Origin of the sequence: Sporolactobacillus inulinus, assembly GCF_006539285.1 — a bacterium.
Taxonomy (GTDB): domain Bacteria; phylum Bacillota; class Bacilli; order Bacillales; family Sporolactobacillaceae; genus Sporolactobacillus; species Sporolactobacillus inulinus.
On the sequence record NZ_BJMS01000044.1, the window covers coordinates 1 to 15,198 of the forward strand.

Genomic DNA, 15,198 nt, shown 5'->3' on the forward strand with positions numbered 1-15,198 from the left:
CCCTTTCGTTAATCCTTAGTTTAACTAAAATGTGTCCGTAAAACTATCCTAACATCATAATGAAGCAAGGAAAATCCATAAGAAAATAGAGGTGATACTGATGAATTGGCAGTTTTTAAAGGATAAAAAGGTTATCATGGGTACATGTTTATTACTCATTTTACACACCCTTGGCTTTATGCTTGCTGTTACTAATAATGAATATTGGGGGACAGTGATTGTAGTTGCAACCATCATCTCAGTCCTTACTATTTTTAGGGCAATTAAGGTACGGAATCAAGAGTAATGCAAGTTTTCACTGTTTTGTCGCTGCTGTGGATTGAGTCCAGTCTCTGTTAATGTTGTAGCAAGTTGCTCAATAGTCACACTTAAGAAGTAAAATAAAGAGCTGAAAAGCTAGGTTCTTTTTTTGCCCTAATTTCCGCTTATACGGCAGAAGCTCTCTCGCAGATCAGCTCTCAGACAAACCGAGACAGCCAAAACTATCCAGCTTCCTCTATTTCGTTGCGACTCGGTACGCACGATATGAGCCGACTACATGGTTGAGCTTCTCAGTGCCACTTCCCGACCTAAAAACTTCACAGGAACCCAGCACAGCGTGAGCTTTCTGCAAATATTCTTGACCCGTGTGCAGGAAATAATGTAATATAATCCTGTACAAAGCTCATAGTGGCTTCAACCCTTGTGTAGTAACGGGGCATTAGCTCAGCTGGGAGAGCGCTTCGCTGGCAGCGAAGAGGTCAGCGGTTCGAGCCCGCTATGCTCCATAAACGATGAAAACAGCAAGGATGTCGGCAGAAGCCCTCCTTGCTGTTTTTTTTGGTCTGATTTGGTACGTTTTGTACGTTTTGCTAGAGCCGACTCTTTTGATTTCCTAATCATTTTTTGATGAGATACGATTTAGGTTGTTGTGAGTAAAACGCTTTAGTTCACAACCCCTTTACCACTAATCACGGGACGATGCGTTAATGAATTGGGGAAAACCCAAATATGAAAGCGTTTACAATTTTTACCTAAAATGTTATACTAACTCCGCTGGTGTGATATAGGTCACACCAAATTGCAAATGCATTCATTTTAAAAGGAGATGCACGATTAATGAAAGCAGCTGTTCTCGATAAGTTTAAAGAACCGTTAGCTGTTAAGGAAGTCTCTGATCCAGAATTGACGTCGGACGGCATTATTTTAAAACTGAAAGCCACCGGTGTCTGTCGAAGTGACTGGCATGCCTGGGAAGGCGAATGGAATGGATTTATCCCGCCGCTGCCGCATATTCTTGGGCATGAAATGAGCGGCACCGTCGAAGAAGTTGGAAAAGACATTAAGAATTTCAAAAAAGGGGATCGCGTCATCGTTCCATTTACTCAAGGGGATGGAACTTGCCCGCACTGCCTCGCCGGACATTCCAATGTTTGTAATCATCAGGTGATGCCTGGTTTCACGTATAATGGGGGATTTGCCCAGTACACACATATTCCGAATGCAGATCGTAATTTGATGAAATTGCCGGAAGGTGTTGATTTTCTGGAAGCCAGTGCAATGGGCTGCCGATTTATGACCGCATTTCATGGCGTAACAAGCAGGGGCAAAGTAGCTCCAGGAGAATGGGTTGCTATTTTCGGTGCCGGAGGAGTTGGACTTTCGGCCACACAAATTGCAACCGCTATTGGTGCCAATGTCATTGCGGTCGATATTGCCGACGACAAACTGGAATTTGCAAAAAAGGTTGGCGCAGTCGCAACAGTCAACAGCAAAAAAGAAAATGCACCGGAAGCAATAAAAGAACTGACGCATGGCGGTGCCCAGGTGGGTATTGATGCCCTGGGCATTCAAGCCACAATGCTTAACTCCGTCCTCTGCTTAGACAAACGTGGCAGACATGTCCAAATTGGCATGACCTCTTTTGGAGACGGCGGCATGATGAACATTCCTTTAAACGAAATGGTCAGCCGTGAAATTCAGTTTTCCGGATCATTTGGCATGCCGATCTCTGAATACCCGGGCATGCTGCAGATGGTGGAAAAGAAACGCCTTCAACCGGGGAAGCTCGTTAAAAATACCATTTCGCTAAATGGAATTGACAAAGTCTTTCATGATATGACCAACTTTGCCGGACTAGGCGTTACCGTAATCACCGACTTTGATTGAAGCACTTCTGCAAAGGATGTCATTGAGTGATTCGTTAAAATTACAAAATCCAAGTCAAAATCAACTGTCCTGAGCTCCGTTTGTAGCCCGGAACAGTTTTTTCTATAATTGAACGATCAGATCGATAGCCGTTTTTATCAGATTCACTGTATGGTGTTTTGCTCGTTTCGTCCTTGTTTTCTAACCATGATCTTTTTGATTTGATAGTCGTCCATTTCCTCTACTGTAAACGTTGTATCGCCGTAGTTAACCGTTGTACCGATTCTCAAATTTGGATTTTCACCAAGCAGCCAGCCGCCAATCGTATCGAGATCATCGTCTTGAAGATCGAGTTGGAATTGCTGGTTGATTTGCGAAATGAGTACTTTGCCATTGACAATTGCTTGATTTGCATTAATCCGGGTGATCATCGGCTCTTCGTTTTTGTCAAACTCATCGCGAATTTCACCAACGATTTCCTCAATGATGTCTTCAGCAGTCACCATGCCCGAGGTGCCGCCATACTCATCGATCAACACCGCCATGTGGATCCGCTCCTTTTGCATACTCTCAAGCAGCGAACGAACCGGGGTTGTCTCAAGTACGGTAAGAATGGGCCGTATATAACTGTCCAGTGTGTTGATTTTCTTATCGACAAGGTCCATGTAAATATCCTTGATATGCACCATACCGATGACGTGATCCTTATCTTCTACTACAACCGGAAAGCGTGTATATTTCTCGTGATGAAGGGTGGCAAGCGTCTCATCGATTGGGTCCTCCTTAAAAATACAGACCATCTCTCTTCTCGGAACCATCACTTCTCGCGCCGTTCGTTCGTCAAAATCAAAAATCCGATTCATATAGCGCAGTTCGCCTTGGCTGATTTCGCCGCTGTTGAAACTGTTGGAAATAGTCATGCGCAATTCGCCTTCGGACAAGGCTTGCTCATGATCGGCATTCGGCTCAAGACCGAACAGGCGAATCACACCATTTGACAAAGCGTTAAGCCCCCAGATAATCGGGAAAAAAAGTGCGTGAACCCACATCAATGGATAGACGAGCGAAAGCGTCAACTGTTCCGCTTTCTGAATCGCGATTGCTTTCGGTGCCAGCTCGCCAAGAACCACGCTGACCATTGTCACAATGAAAAAACCGACAATCACCGACAATGTTGTGGTAATGGCTGCGTTGAACCCGAGTCGTTGAAACAACGGATGAAACAAATGAGCAATGGCCGGCTCCCCGATCCAACCAAGAACCAAAGCCGTAACGGTAATGCCCAGCTGAGCGGTGGACAGATATGCGTTAAGGTCATTAACAATCTTTTTGGCTGCTGCAGCACGCTTATCGCCTTGCTTGATTAATTCATCCAATCGTGTGGCGCGAACTTTCACGATCGCAAATTCCGCTGCGACAAAAAAGGCGGAGATATAGACGAGGACAAGGACAATCACTATGCCGAGTATTGGATTCAAATTAGACCCATGCACCGCATTCAATGCATGGAGTCACCTCCTTAGTCACATGAGATACGATACATTTTGCATTTCATTCGATCATTCATGCTGCTTCCTTATTATGTTCGTTTACACAGGTTCTTATTAAACGTGAAGTTGCAGCTGCTCTGCACTCTGCGCTTAAAACTATGCTACACTGTTTCTAAACCAATGATGGACAGAGGAGTGGTGCAACGATGGTTATTGAAAAGAAAACCGTAATGCTTGAGGACTTAGAGGAAGGTTCGGTTCTGAATCACTGCGACATCGAAAGTACAAGTGAACGAAAACTGCTGAGCGGCATTCAATTCAATCACTGCTCGTTTCTCATTGATGATTTTACGAAAACGGAGATTTTAGATTGTTCTTTTACACATTGTGAATTTTCAAAATTCAATTTCCACAAGGCCATTCTCTACCGCGATACATTTTCAGTCTGCAAATTTATGGGCACAAACTTCATTCAGTCAACCTTCAAAGACACAACGTTTACCGATTGCCTGATGACTTACGCTAACTTCAGTGAGGCAAAATGCACCGGAGTCCGGTTTGAAACAAACAAAATGAATGAATGTTCGTTTCAAAAGGTTCAGATGAAAAAAATGGAGTTTGACCGTTCATGGATTGACGGTATCGACTTTAGCGAAACCGTTTTAAAAGAGATCAATCTCTCAAGTTGCGACTTCGAAACGATTCGAATTGACGTCAACCGAGCAAAAGGTTTAAAAATTAATCAATTTCAGGCTACCGCGCTGATTGCTTCGTTTGGTATTCGCGTTGTTGAATAACATGAAGCGTATTGCGCGCGGCCGATGAAGGCGAAGTGATGCAGTTTTATAAAAAAACAAAAACAACACAGGCCGCTCATGGCGCTTGTGTTGTTCTCATGTATCCGCTTTCTAAAACAGTCAGAGCTTACCTGACACTTTTATTACGTACCGGGATTGTTGCTGCACGACGCTCGTCCAGTTTGCGTTCGATCCGGTTCAATTCATGACGATCGCTTAAAATTTCTTCCTTATTTTTCTTCACGAGCTGCATGTACGTCACTTTTCGTTTCATCTAGATCATCCTTTCTTGTCTCTACCTATATAATAACCGATTTTTTTGAATTTAACACCAATAAATGATGTGATTTTTTTGACATTTTGTTTGGATTAGAAAAATCAGATTGACCAGATCCTACCTCCGCAGAATGCAGGGACTTTCACGTTGTGCACGAACGACACTTCAGCTGCTCACTTGCCGCGGGCGGTTTCGCTTTAACTTCGGGATTTCGCTTTAACGTTCGGGTGTGCCGTTGGTCTGTGTCTTGATGGTTTTGCATCAACGCTTCGGTTGCTCGCTTGCCGCGGGCGATCCGGAAGCCTCCTCGGACACGCTATTGCCTGCGGGGTCTTCCCTGGCTCGCATCAACAAAGCGCGATCCCGCAGGCGTCTCACGCCTCCGCTTTGATGCTTGGCCAAGACACTAGGTTATGGCGAATGTATGAAGGTCAGGATTTCGTTTTAACTTCGGAATTTTTCAGGCGCAAGAGTGCCTCCGCTTTTGACAATCAAGGCAATGTTTTGATCTTGAACCCGTTTTGAACCCTTCGCTATGCTGAGCATTAAACAAAACCGGCTGTTGTCCATATTTTCAGGGCAAACAGCCGGCTGTTTGATGCGCTTTCGCTTATTTTCACTTTTTGTTCGTTTTCTTTTTCGGCTTCTGATCCAGATCGAATCTGAAGGTAAAATTGTCTTTGTTTTTCTTAAACGCATGCGTCTTGTTCACTTGTGGCGAAAAGGTGCGGACATACACCTTGTCATGGGTAAGGTCAAAACCCATTACCCGAATATAGCCTTGCCCGCCTTTAACCGATTGATAGTCGGATAGGATCTGCATGACTTTGCGATCCGGTTTCCCGTCACGGTTGTCGTCAATGGTATCGACACGTCGTGCTGCGCCATAACTGTGACCGTTCATTACCATGCGCACATTGCGATTCGGCTTGACCACTTTTTCAAACAGCATCTGCCCTTGTACGGTGCGTTTTCCATAGCTTCCAAGGTAGTCATGGACAAATAGAATAGCAATACGGTCACGGTAGGCATGAAGCACATGATTCATCCAAGCAATTTCCTGACCGCCAATCCCCCAGCCCATTCCTAGCATAATGTATTTCTGGCCATTGGTGTTAATTAAATCAAAATGGCCGCGATTATTTTTATAAGAGCCGCCATACCATGGATTCCACAGATAACGTGTTTCGCCAAAATAGCGGTCAAACGGTCGGTAGTCTTTCTTAAAGCCAACATCATGATTTCCGGTAATGATACCATATGGAACTTCTGCGTCATCGAGTATTTTCATTGCTTTGTTCGCTGTTTTCCATTGGTAAGGCTGGTCGTCATTATTAACGATATCGCCTAAATGGAAAATATAGCGCAGCTTGAGCGTATCCCGATTGGCGACAAACCATTGATTCATCCGTTTAAAAATATCGGGGTGTGAACGGCTGTAATACTGAGTATCGGGCAGTACACCAAACGTAAAGTCAATTGAATCAATACCTTTAAACAGTTTGTGCGCAACCTTAGGCTCGGGCCTTGCGGGTTCCGGTCTGTTAAAGAAAACAGAATGCATCAATTGAGCGCCTCCGGCGTGGCGTGCTGCACCGGCGGGCTGAAGATTTGCTTCACTTTGCTTCCCGGGAGGAAAAATGCTGAACACTCCTGAAATCACGCAAGTCAAGAACATGAGAACAATGATTAGTTCAATGGCAAGATAATCACGCCATTTGCTGCGTTTCATAACGATTTCTCCCTTCCTTGACGGACCATTAACCGGGAGGGCATGCTCGCCAAGTTCAGTTTTCCTTCCGGTGAACATGTCAACGTACTCCTGCGTCCATAATCAATCTTAAATTGCGCAGATTAGGAGATTTTCATGCATGAAAAAAGGAACCTTCGCTTAAATTAAAGCGAAACGTTCCTTTTAGTGGTGCGATCAGAATGTAGGCGGTGTGACGTTGCTTGGAATCAGACATTCATAGACGTCTCCGGCAAGCCGTTCCTTCAATTCTCGTTTTGCTTCTTTGAGCAAGTCCGGATCTTGTACCGCCTTTAAAGCGGTGCAGGCCATCGCTTCGGCTGCGAATAATGCAGCATTCAGCGCATAATCTTGCGTGCCCTGTGCAACCACTTGCCATGTATGCGGGACGGTTGCAAAAGCCCAGGTTGCCGTGACGCATTGTGCGGTCGGCACGTTCCAGCTGACATCCGAAACATCGGTTGACCCTTCCATAAACAGATCGTGTTCCGGGCAAGGAAATACCCAATCTGCAAGCGGCGCTTGGCCAATCTTATCTTTTTGCTGTGCATTCAGCTGTTTCATTGCAAAGGTTTTCTCGGGTTCACCGAGTGACGCATAGATCGCTTTGATAAAGGCTTCATCTTTCACCGACAGCTTGGGATAGCCGATTTCTTCCATAAATGCTGCCATGACTTTATGAAGAGCTGTGTTAGGAATCAGATTGCAGCAGCCGCCTTCAATTTGGACGCTCATTTTCGTGTCCGTCATAAGCGCAGCACCTTTGGCAACATTGACGACGCGTTCAAACAGCTTCTTCACTTCATCCGGCTTTGGCGAGCGAACAAGGAATCGCTCCTCAGCAATCGATTGCACAACATTTGGCGAAACGCCGCCGCTATTGGTTACCGCGTAGTGAATGCGTGCTTTGTCTGCCATATGCTCCCTTAAATAATTGACGCCGACATTCATCAGCTCAAGGGCATCGAGCGCGCTGCGGCCCAGTTCAGGCAAAGCGGCTGCATGAGCGCTCACCCCTTTGAACGTGAACCGTGCTTCGATAACCGCATTGGATGAGAGATGCTGAACTGCGTTGCATGAATGCGGATGCCAGGAAAACGCTGCATCAACATCGTTAAAACAACCTTCCCGTGCCATATAAGCTTTACCGTTGCCGCTTTCTTCCGCGGGACAGCCATAGTAACGCACCGTTCCCTTTAACTGATGTTTGATCATGTATTCCTTCGCCGCAAAAGCAGCCGCCAGCGACCCGACCCCGAGCAGATTATGACCACAGCCGTGTCCGTTTCCGTTCGCTACAATCGGATCATGGACGGTTCGGTCTTTCTTCTGGCTGAGACCGGCAAGTGCATCAAATTCACCGAGAAAGGCGATTACCGGTTTTCCGCTTCCGTAACTGCCGATAAAACCGGTCTTCAATCCTGCGACTCCGCGTGTCACCGTGAAGCCTTCGTTTGCCAATGCTTGACTGAGCAATTCCGCCGACTTGACCTCGCCGAAGTGCATTTCGGCATAGTCCCACACCTGTTCACTAAGCGCTTGATACGTCCTTCTTTTTTCATTAATGATGCATTTGATTTCGTCAGTGAATGTCACGATGAATGCTCCTTTATTCAATTATTCGGCGGCAAAATCAGTGAGTAAATAAGCCATATGCACACTGCCGTTTACATAATCATTCATTCGAATCGATTCATTCGGTGCATGCGCTTTTGATTGAACCCAGCCGACACCGGTGCTCACAATCGGCAGATGCAGGTATTCATTGAATGCGTACATTGGACCGGTGCCCGCCGAATTGGGATACATGATGGCTTCATGCTCATACGCCTCTTCGGCTGTTTTCTTAACTAGGTTCAAGAACGGATCATGAATGTCTGAACGGTAGGCACGTTGCGATTCAATCAAGTCAACCGTAATGTCTGAGAATCCATGGCGAGCAAGATGACGTTTGAAGCAGGCAAGCAAATGCTCCCCGGTCTGTCCCGGAACCATCCGGCAATCGATCTTCACCTTTGCCTCCTTAGGAAGCACCGTTTTCGCACCTTCACCGGTATATCCGCTCACCATCCCGCAGATTGTAAACGTTGGCGCAAGCATCAGCGCATCTTGCGGTACCTCGCCTCGCGCGGCCGTGATCAGCGGCCGCGTGAGTTTATAAGTATCACGCAATGCCTCTTCCTCAAAGGGAATGGCGCGGACAAGTTTGATCAGTGCTTCATCCGGCGCTTCGATTTCATCGTAAAAGCCTTCAACGGTAATGTCGTTGTTCTGATTTTTCATGCTGCTGAGGGCTTGGACAAGCCGCCATGCCGGATTGTCCACAACCGCAGCCAGTGAGGAATGAAGATCAATGGCTGCACTCTTCGCATGAAATTCATAATAAGCCGATCCCTTAATCCCTGCATAGAGCTGAACACGTTCTTTGGCATCGGTACTGCCGAATTCCCAAATGCAGGCATCTGACTGGAAGAGCTCTGCATATTTTTTCAAATACACAGGAAGATTTGGACTACCGATCTCTTCCTCACCTTCAATGAGAAACTTCACGTTACACGGGAGACCGCTCGTTTCCTCAAGTGCTTTGATCGCTGCGATGCGCTGCATCAGCGTGCCTTTATTATCAGCCGTACCGCGAGCGTAGAGAATGCCCTCCTTGAGCGTTGCCTCAAAGGGTTCAGTATCCCATTCATCGAGTGGATCCGGCGGCTGAACGTCGTAATGATCATAGAATAGTAACGTTTTCGCCGTATTGCCGCCATCGCCGGCAGGCAAGAATCCATAGATCACAGGATTGCCGCCAAGATCATCCAGCACCTTCACCTCAGCACCGATTCCGTTCAGCAAATCACTCACGAAGGCAACGGTTTCCGGAATGGCTCGATGCTGCGCCGATACCGATGGCAGTCTCAAATAGTGATACAAAAGCTCCAGCGATTGGTTTGCTTGGTCGTGCACGGCATGCTTTAATTGCTCTCTCATGTTGTTGCTCATCATTCATCGCTTCCTCATCATAGTTTCACGTCGAACGCGCATTGCTCGATCCTTGCCTGTCGAACTCCTCGCGTTTCCTGAAAAAATTTAAACAGCTGACTCAAAGTGAGCAGCTGTTTAAATAAAGATCATTTCAATGGCTACGCATTATTTCTTATAAGCCCATTTCTGGAAGTTGGCTACTGTACCTGGCCAATAAGCTGACGCACCGCCGTAGGCAAGGTCTTTGCTCTTTACAACCACTTCATGGTCTGAATAAAGCGTAATGACCGGCATATCTTTTTCCCAGATTTTTTGCAGATTGCTGTAAATCGTTTTACGTTTTGCACTGTCTGGTTCTTCTTTACCTTGAGCAATCAATTTAACTGCTTCCGGATTATTGTATTTCATGAAGTTGTAAGCTCCGTTTGGTCCGTACAGAGCCGAAACATCCGGGTCAAGGTTGAATGTAAATCCGATCAGGAGCAGGTCAAAATCACCAGCCTTACCTTTTTGCATGATCGTTGGGAAGTCATACGTTGTTTCTTTAACTTTAACGCCGATTGCTTTGAAGTTCTGGACGATGATGTCGGCCGATTGTTCACGCACTTTGTTTCCGATTGGTACCACGAAGTTCAGCGTCTTGTTGAAGTCCCATCCGGCATCCTTCAGCATTTGTTTTGCTTTCTTAGGATCGTACTTGATCACGTTTGTGCTCTTATCAAGATAAGGGCTCTGTGATGTGTACGGTCCATCGACAATTTCGCCGTTCCCTTTGAGCAGCTTGTCTACAATTTGCTGACGGTCAATCGCATAAGCAAGGGCTTGACGGACTTTTGCGTTTGGCAGCGTCTTGGTGTTGTACTGCATCGTTTGGAAGCCGATCTGTGGATGAATTTCCGTTGTTACATTTTTCAGCTTCTTCGCTGTTTCAACATCTTGGAATGGCAAGTTGCCAATACCGCCGGACGTATTCGCTTGAATCGATCCGGATTGAAGTTCACTTAACAGGTTTGGTGCCTGCATGATTTTGATAAAGAATTTAGGTGTTTTTGGTTTACCAAGATAGTAGTCATTGTTTGCTTTGTATTGAATGTACGCATTTTTGTTATAGGTAACAAATTTATAAGGTCCGTTGGTTACATTCGGTGCCTGTACATATTTGCTCTTTGAAAAATCTTCAGGAGCGATATCTTTAAGCACATGTTGCGGCATCGTAATGATCTTCGAACCGATCATTTCTTTGATGTAGTTCGGGTCTACCGGCTTCTTTGTTTTGAAGGAAACCGTATGTTCGTCAATCTTTTTCAAGTTCGGAATCATTTTCGCGCCGCCCGTTAATTTACCGTTATCGTCAAGTCCGGTCAGTGTCGAAATGTTCGAGCCTACGGCAACTTCAGTTTTTGGGTTTGCAATTAGATTAAAGGTAAACACCACGTCATCGGCGGTTACCGGTTTGCCGTCGGTCCATTTTGCCTTCGGATTCAGTTTAATTGTATAGGTCTGATTGTCCGATGTATCAATCGATGTTGCCAATTTCGGCTGGAACTTCAATGGTGAGGTCATGTCAAGGAAAGCATCCAGCATCACGCGGATCGCGAACTGACCGCCAATATCCCCGGTATTAATTGGGTTAAATCCGCCCGGAGGATTGACTGTACCGAGGTAAATCGTGTCTTTTGTCTTACTTCCCGATGTGCCCGAACCGCCCCCACCGCAAGCGGCAAGAAGCAGAAGAGACATCACCATTAATGAGGTAATCACATAATTCAAAATCCGTTTTGGCATCGATTTGTGTCTTTTCATTGTGTTGTTTGCATCCCCTTTTTTATCTGAATTTATTTCGCGTTTTGCGACTCAATGGCGTCGCGGAGGCCGTCACCGATAAAGTTTACCGAAAGAACGGCCAGCAAGATCATCAAGCCCGGCGGAATCCACAGCCAAGGCTGTGAGGAAAGTACCGTGATCGATTCCGCCTGTGTAAGCATGTTCCCCCAACTTGCTGCCGGAGGCCGAACCCCCATCCCAAGGAAGCTTAATGATGCTTCCATGATGATGGCCGAAGCGACACCGAACGTTGCGTTTACTAAAATGGGTGCGAGTGCATTCGGAAGAATGTGCTGAAAAAGAATCTTTGGCGTCGAATAGCCGAGTGCAACACCTGCCTTTACGTAATCCATTTCTTTTATTGAAAGCACACTGCCCCTGACTAAGCGGGCAATGGCCGGCCAACCAAGAAGACCAATGACAAGCGTGATGTTAAACAAGCTTGGTCCGATGATACTCACCAGCACAAGAATGACCATGAAATATGGGAAAGACATAAACACATCGGTCAAGCGCATGATGAGCATGTCGACCCAGCCGCCAAAATAACCGGCAACCAGACCGAGGACAATACCAATGGCAACATAGATCGCAACAGCGCCAATACCAACAGCGATCGAGACTTGCGCACCAAAGATCAGTCGACTCATCACATCACGGCCGACCGGATCGGTGCCCAGCCAGTGGGCTGCAGAAGGCGGTGCCTCAAATTCATTGAAAATTTTTGCCGGATCCTGAGGCGCGATCACCGGTGCCAAAAGAGCAATGAGCAGGATTAAGAGAAAGACAGCAACGCCTACGCACGCAAGGCGATGCTTCAAAAATCTCCGCATAACCATATGCAGATAGGTTTCTTCTTTTTCGAATTGAACGACCATCTGCCCAGACGTTTCCGTACCGGTCATTTCCGGCACGTTCTTGTTCGGATTTAATTTCATCCCCATGTGACCTGATCCTCCTTAGTCGTACCGTATTCTTGGGTCCGCGACAGCATAAAGGATATCTGTCAGCAAGTTCGCAAACAGTACGGTACATGCTGCAAGCAGATTAATCGCCATCAGTGTCGAATAATCCCGGGACGTAATCGATTGAATGGTCAGCAGTCCGAGACCCGGCCATTGAAAGACCTGCTCGGTGACAATCGCACCGCCAATCAAGAGCGGAATGTCAATACCGATTACGGTGATGATCGGGATTAAGGAATTCCGAAGTGCATGTTTATTTGTGATCAAAAATTGTGACAATCCTTTTGCCTTGGCTGTTCGCAAATAATCCTTGCCCAGCACATCCAGCATACTGGAGCGAACATAGCGAACCATGTTGCCGCCGATCCCTGTTGCCAGTACCAGAACTGGAAGCACCAGGTGATTAAACGTATCGATAAAGCTGCCGTCTCCGCCGAGCGTGTTCATACTTCCGGTTGGAAACCAGAGCAGTTTGCTGGCAAAGACATAAATAACACCAAGTCCTAAGAAAAAGTGCGGTATCGAAATACCGAAGAATGAAAAGCCGGTAACGAGGTAATCAATCCATGAATTTTGCTTTCGCGCACAGATGATGCCGAGCGGAATCGCAATCAAGTAACCGACAATCAGTGAAATACCCATCAGCAGAACGGTTGGCCCGACATGAGCCATTAGGATCTGCGTGACCGGTTCACGCGTTGAATAGGAGAATCCGAGATTGCCGTGAAGCAATTGAACAAGCCAGTTCCAATATTGTGCCCAGACCGGTTGATCAAGGCCCAAAGCGTGTTTTGTCGCGGCAAGCTGTTCCGGAGTTGCGGACGGATTGACCATCATATCGACCGGATTTCCTGGAGCTAGATTAATAATGAAAAAGTTCAGTACGGTTACCCCAAAAAGCACGGGAATGGCGATCAGAATTCGCCGTATGATGTATTGAAGCACCTAAAATCCTCCTTTCAAGCTTTTCCTTCATCAATAGGGAAATGACAAGCAACAAGATGATCTTTACCGGTCAATCCCGGTGCCTTCTCACGGCAAATATCCTTTGCGAATGGACAACGCGTATGGAACACGCAGCCTTTCGGCGGATTTGCAGGGCTTGGAACATCGCCTTCAATGACCATCTGAGTACGATTACGCTCATGCGGGTTCGGTATCGGATAGGCATTCAGCAAAATTTCCGTGTACGGGTGTTTCGGATGTTCGAAAATTTCTCGTGTCGTTGCCAGTTCCATAACCTTACCCAAATACATCACCGTAATCCGATCGCTGATGTACTTTACGGCGCCAAGACCATGAGCAATAAAGACATAAGTCAGATTCAAGCTTTTTTGAAGATCCTTGAGCAAGTTAAGTACTTGTGCTTGAATCGACACATCAAGTGCGGAAACCGGTTCGTCGCAGATAATCAATTTTGGTCGCAGCATCAGTGCTCGAGCAATGCCGATACGCTGGCGCTGACCACCGGAAAATTGATGCGGATAACGGTTTTTGTATTGTTTTGGAAGCCCAACAATTTCCATAATCTCATTAACTTTCTTTTCTGCTTCCGCCTTCGTTGCCAGCTTGTGTGCGAGCAGCGGTTCCGCAAGCAAGTCGCCGATGCGTTTTCTTGGATTCAATGAAGAATAGGGATCCTGAAAGATGATCTGCAGATCGGTGCGTAGCTTGCGCATCTCTTTTTGCGAGACCGTTGCCAGATCCTTGCCCTGAAAGAGGACTTGTCCGGCTGTCGGATCTTCCAGTCGCACCAAGGAACGGCCCGTTGTTGATTTGCCGCAGCCGGACTCGCCGACAATTCCCATCGTCTCACCAGGGTAGATATCGAAGCTGACATCATCAACTGCCTTGACGTAACCTACTGTCCGCGAAATAACGCCCTTTTTAATTGGATAATACTTTTTCAAATGCTTGACTTGAAGTAACGGCTTTTCCTGATCCAGCGGCATGTTCACGAGCTCACTTCCTTTTCAGCGTGCTGCTTTTCAGCATGTTTCTTTTCATAATCCTTTTCTTCCTCTTCATAAAGAAAACAACGAATACTGTGGGCCTGTTTGTCTTCAATCGGTTTAAGCTCCGGCTTTTCAGCCAGACAACGCTTCATCGCATGCGGGCAGCGATCGTAGAAGCGGCAGCCTTTCGGCATGTTGCGCGCACTCGGGACCGATCCTGGAATCGAATTAAGACGCATATCATCCGGATTGGTAATATGCGGGATGGATTTCATCAAGCCGAGCGTATACGGATGTTTGGGATTATCGAACAGCGTGTACACATCGGTTTCCTCAACAACCTGTCCCGCATACATAACCGCGACCTTATCCGCCATTTCCGCAACGACGCCGAGATCATGCGTAATCAAAATGATCGCGGTGTTGGATTCATCGCGCAGTTTCTTCATTAACTTAAGGATTTGAGCTTGGATCGTTACATCGAGAGCGGTTGTCGGTTCATCGGCAATCAGCAGTTTCGGTTTACAACTGAGCGCCATGGCAATCATCACACGCTGCCTCATTCCTCCGGACAGTTTGTGCGGATATTCATCGATGATGCCTTCTGCTCGCGGAATACCGACTTTTTTCAGCATCTCAATGGCATAGCTGCGTGCTTCCGCTCTTGAATAGTTCATATGTAAGCGGATGCCTTCGGTAAGCTGATCGCCAATGGTAAGCACAGGATTGAGTGAAGTCATCGGTTCTTGGAAAATCATTGAAATGTCATTTCCACGAATCTTGCGCATTTCCGCTTCGCTCGCATGCGCAAGATCCTTATCTTCGAAACGAATCGACCCTTCGGTGACCGAACCGTTTCGATCAAGCAGGTGCATGATCGACAGAGAGGTTACGGATTTCCCGCAGCCGGACTCGCCAACAAGGCAAATCGTTTCCCCCTCTTTCAAATCAAAGCTCACTTCGTCAACGGATGTAACCGGGCCTTTATCCGTTTGGAATTCAGTTTTAATCTTGTCTACCTTTAAGAGTTCACCCAA

The 15,198-nt window shown here is 46.6% G+C and carries 13 protein-coding genes and 1 tRNA gene; 4 read left to right on the forward strand and 10 right to left on the reverse strand.

The window, feature by feature from the left end; translation table 11 throughout:
* Positions 1 to 100 precede the first annotated feature (100 nt).
* From SIN01_RS07770 to SIN01_RS07780, 3 genes are all read left to right on the forward strand, one after another.
* Positions 101 to 286 carry a hypothetical protein gene (locus SIN01_RS07770; RefSeq protein WP_010027527.1) on the forward strand — a complete coding sequence of 62 codons (186 nt, stop codon included), beginning with the start codon at positions 101 to 103 and terminating at the stop codon, positions 284 to 286.
* A 408-nt stretch (positions 287 to 694) separates the two neighbouring features.
* A tRNA-Ala gene (locus tag SIN01_RS07775) sits at positions 695 to 767 on the forward strand.
* Positions 768 to 1,098: 331 nt separating this feature from the next.
* Positions 1,099 to 2,148 (forward strand): zinc-dependent alcohol dehydrogenase family protein, encoded by a 1,050-nt coding sequence (locus SIN01_RS07780; protein ID WP_010026263.1) that lies wholly within the window; start codon positions 1,099 to 1,101, stop codon positions 2,146 to 2,148.
* Between the two features lie 143 nt (positions 2,149 to 2,291).
* Here the strand turns inward: SIN01_RS07780 and SIN01_RS07785 are convergent, their stop codons facing one another.
* Positions 2,292 to 3,620 carry a hemolysin family protein gene (locus SIN01_RS07785; RefSeq protein WP_237760165.1) on the reverse strand — a complete coding sequence of 443 codons (1,329 nt, stop codon included), beginning with the start codon at positions 3,618 to 3,620 and terminating at the stop codon, positions 2,292 to 2,294.
* 203 nt (positions 3,621 to 3,823) lie between these two features.
* Between SIN01_RS07785 and SIN01_RS07790 the strand changes: the two genes are divergently transcribed.
* Positions 3,824 to 4,414, forward strand: a complete 591-nt coding sequence (locus SIN01_RS07790) for a pentapeptide repeat-containing protein (protein WP_010026260.1) — start codon at positions 3,824 to 3,826, stop codon at positions 4,412 to 4,414.
* 127 nt (positions 4,415 to 4,541) lie between these two features.
* Here SIN01_RS07790 and SIN01_RS07795 read toward each other — a convergent pair whose 3' ends face one another.
* From SIN01_RS07795 to SIN01_RS07835, 9 genes are all read right to left on the reverse strand, one after another.
* A complete protein-coding gene (locus SIN01_RS07795) occupies positions 4,542 to 4,688 on the reverse strand; it encodes an FbpB family small basic protein (protein WP_084688954.1) in 147 nt (48 codons plus the stop codon).
* A gap of 619 nt (positions 4,689 to 5,307) precedes the next feature.
* Positions 5,308 to 6,501, reverse strand: a complete 1,194-nt coding sequence (locus SIN01_RS07800) for a metallophosphoesterase (RefSeq protein ID WP_052766842.1) — start codon at positions 6,499 to 6,501, stop codon at positions 5,308 to 5,310.
* 117 nt (positions 6,502 to 6,618) lie between these two features.
* Positions 6,619 to 8,037: an amidohydrolase gene (locus SIN01_RS07805; RefSeq protein WP_010025492.1), complete on the reverse strand. Its 1,419-nt coding sequence runs from the start codon at positions 8,035 to 8,037 to the stop codon at positions 6,619 to 6,621.
* A gap of 21 nt (positions 8,038 to 8,058) precedes the next feature.
* Positions 8,059 to 9,435, reverse strand: a complete 1,377-nt coding sequence (locus SIN01_RS07810; RefSeq protein ID WP_010025493.1) for a M20/M25/M40 family metallo-hydrolase — start codon at positions 9,433 to 9,435, stop codon at positions 8,059 to 8,061.
* A gap of 147 nt (positions 9,436 to 9,582) precedes the next feature.
* Positions 9,583 to 11,220 carry an ABC transporter substrate-binding protein gene (locus SIN01_RS07815; RefSeq protein ID WP_010025494.1) on the reverse strand — a complete coding sequence of 546 codons (1,638 nt, stop codon included), beginning with the start codon at positions 11,218 to 11,220 and terminating at the stop codon, positions 9,583 to 9,585.
* 32 nt (positions 11,221 to 11,252) lie between these two features.
* Positions 11,253 to 12,185, reverse strand: coding sequence for an oligopeptide ABC transporter permease (opp4C, locus tag SIN01_RS07820; RefSeq protein ID WP_010025496.1), 933 nt, complete (start codon positions 12,183 to 12,185; stop codon positions 11,253 to 11,255).
* A gap of 15 nt (positions 12,186 to 12,200) precedes the next feature.
* A complete protein-coding gene (locus tag SIN01_RS07825; protein ID WP_010025498.1) occupies positions 12,201 to 13,151 on the reverse strand; it encodes an ABC transporter permease in 951 nt (316 codons plus the stop codon).
* A 14-nt stretch (positions 13,152 to 13,165) separates the two neighbouring features.
* On the reverse strand, positions 13,166 to 14,158 hold the full coding sequence (locus tag SIN01_RS07830) for an ABC transporter ATP-binding protein (RefSeq protein WP_047035236.1): 993 nt from the start codon (positions 14,156 to 14,158) through the stop codon (positions 13,166 to 13,168).
* A gap of 2 nt (positions 14,159 to 14,160) precedes the next feature.
* A complete protein-coding gene (locus SIN01_RS07835) occupies positions 14,161 to 15,198 on the reverse strand; it encodes an ABC transporter ATP-binding protein (RefSeq protein WP_010026780.1) in 1,038 nt (345 codons plus the stop codon).

Bases quoted from the DNA above. Each gene is read 5' to 3' on its own strand.
- SIN01_RS07770 (WP_010027527.1), top strand. From the start codon at position 101: ATGAATTGGCAGTTTTTAAAGGATAAAAAGGTTATCATGGGTACATGT.
- SIN01_RS07780 (WP_010026263.1), top strand. From the start codon at position 1,099: ATGAAAGCAGCTGTTCTCGATAAGTTTAAAGAACCGTTAGCTGTTAAG.
- SIN01_RS07790 (WP_010026260.1), top strand. From the start codon at position 3,824: ATGGTTATTGAAAAGAAAACCGTAATGCTTGAGGACTTAGAGGAAGGT.
- SIN01_RS07795 (WP_084688954.1), bottom strand. From the start codon at position 4,688: ATGAAACGAAAAGTGACGTACATGCAGCTCGTGAAGAAAAATAAGGAA.
- SIN01_RS07800 (WP_052766842.1), bottom strand. From the start codon at position 6,501: ATGTTCACCGGAAGGAAAACTGAACTTGGCGAGCATGCCCTCCCGGTT.
- SIN01_RS07810 (WP_010025493.1), bottom strand. From the start codon at position 9,435: ATGAGCAACAACATGAGAGAGCAATTAAAGCATGCCGTGCACGACCAA.
- SIN01_RS07815 (WP_010025494.1), bottom strand. From the start codon at position 11,220: ATGAAAAGACACAAATCGATGCCAAAACGGATTTTGAATTATGTGATT.
- opp4C (WP_010025496.1), bottom strand. From the start codon at position 12,185: ATGGGGATGAAATTAAATCCGAACAAGAACGTGCCGGAAATGACCGGT.
- SIN01_RS07830 (WP_047035236.1), bottom strand. From the start codon at position 14,158: ATGCCGCTGGATCAGGAAAAGCCGTTACTTCAAGTCAAGCATTTGAAA.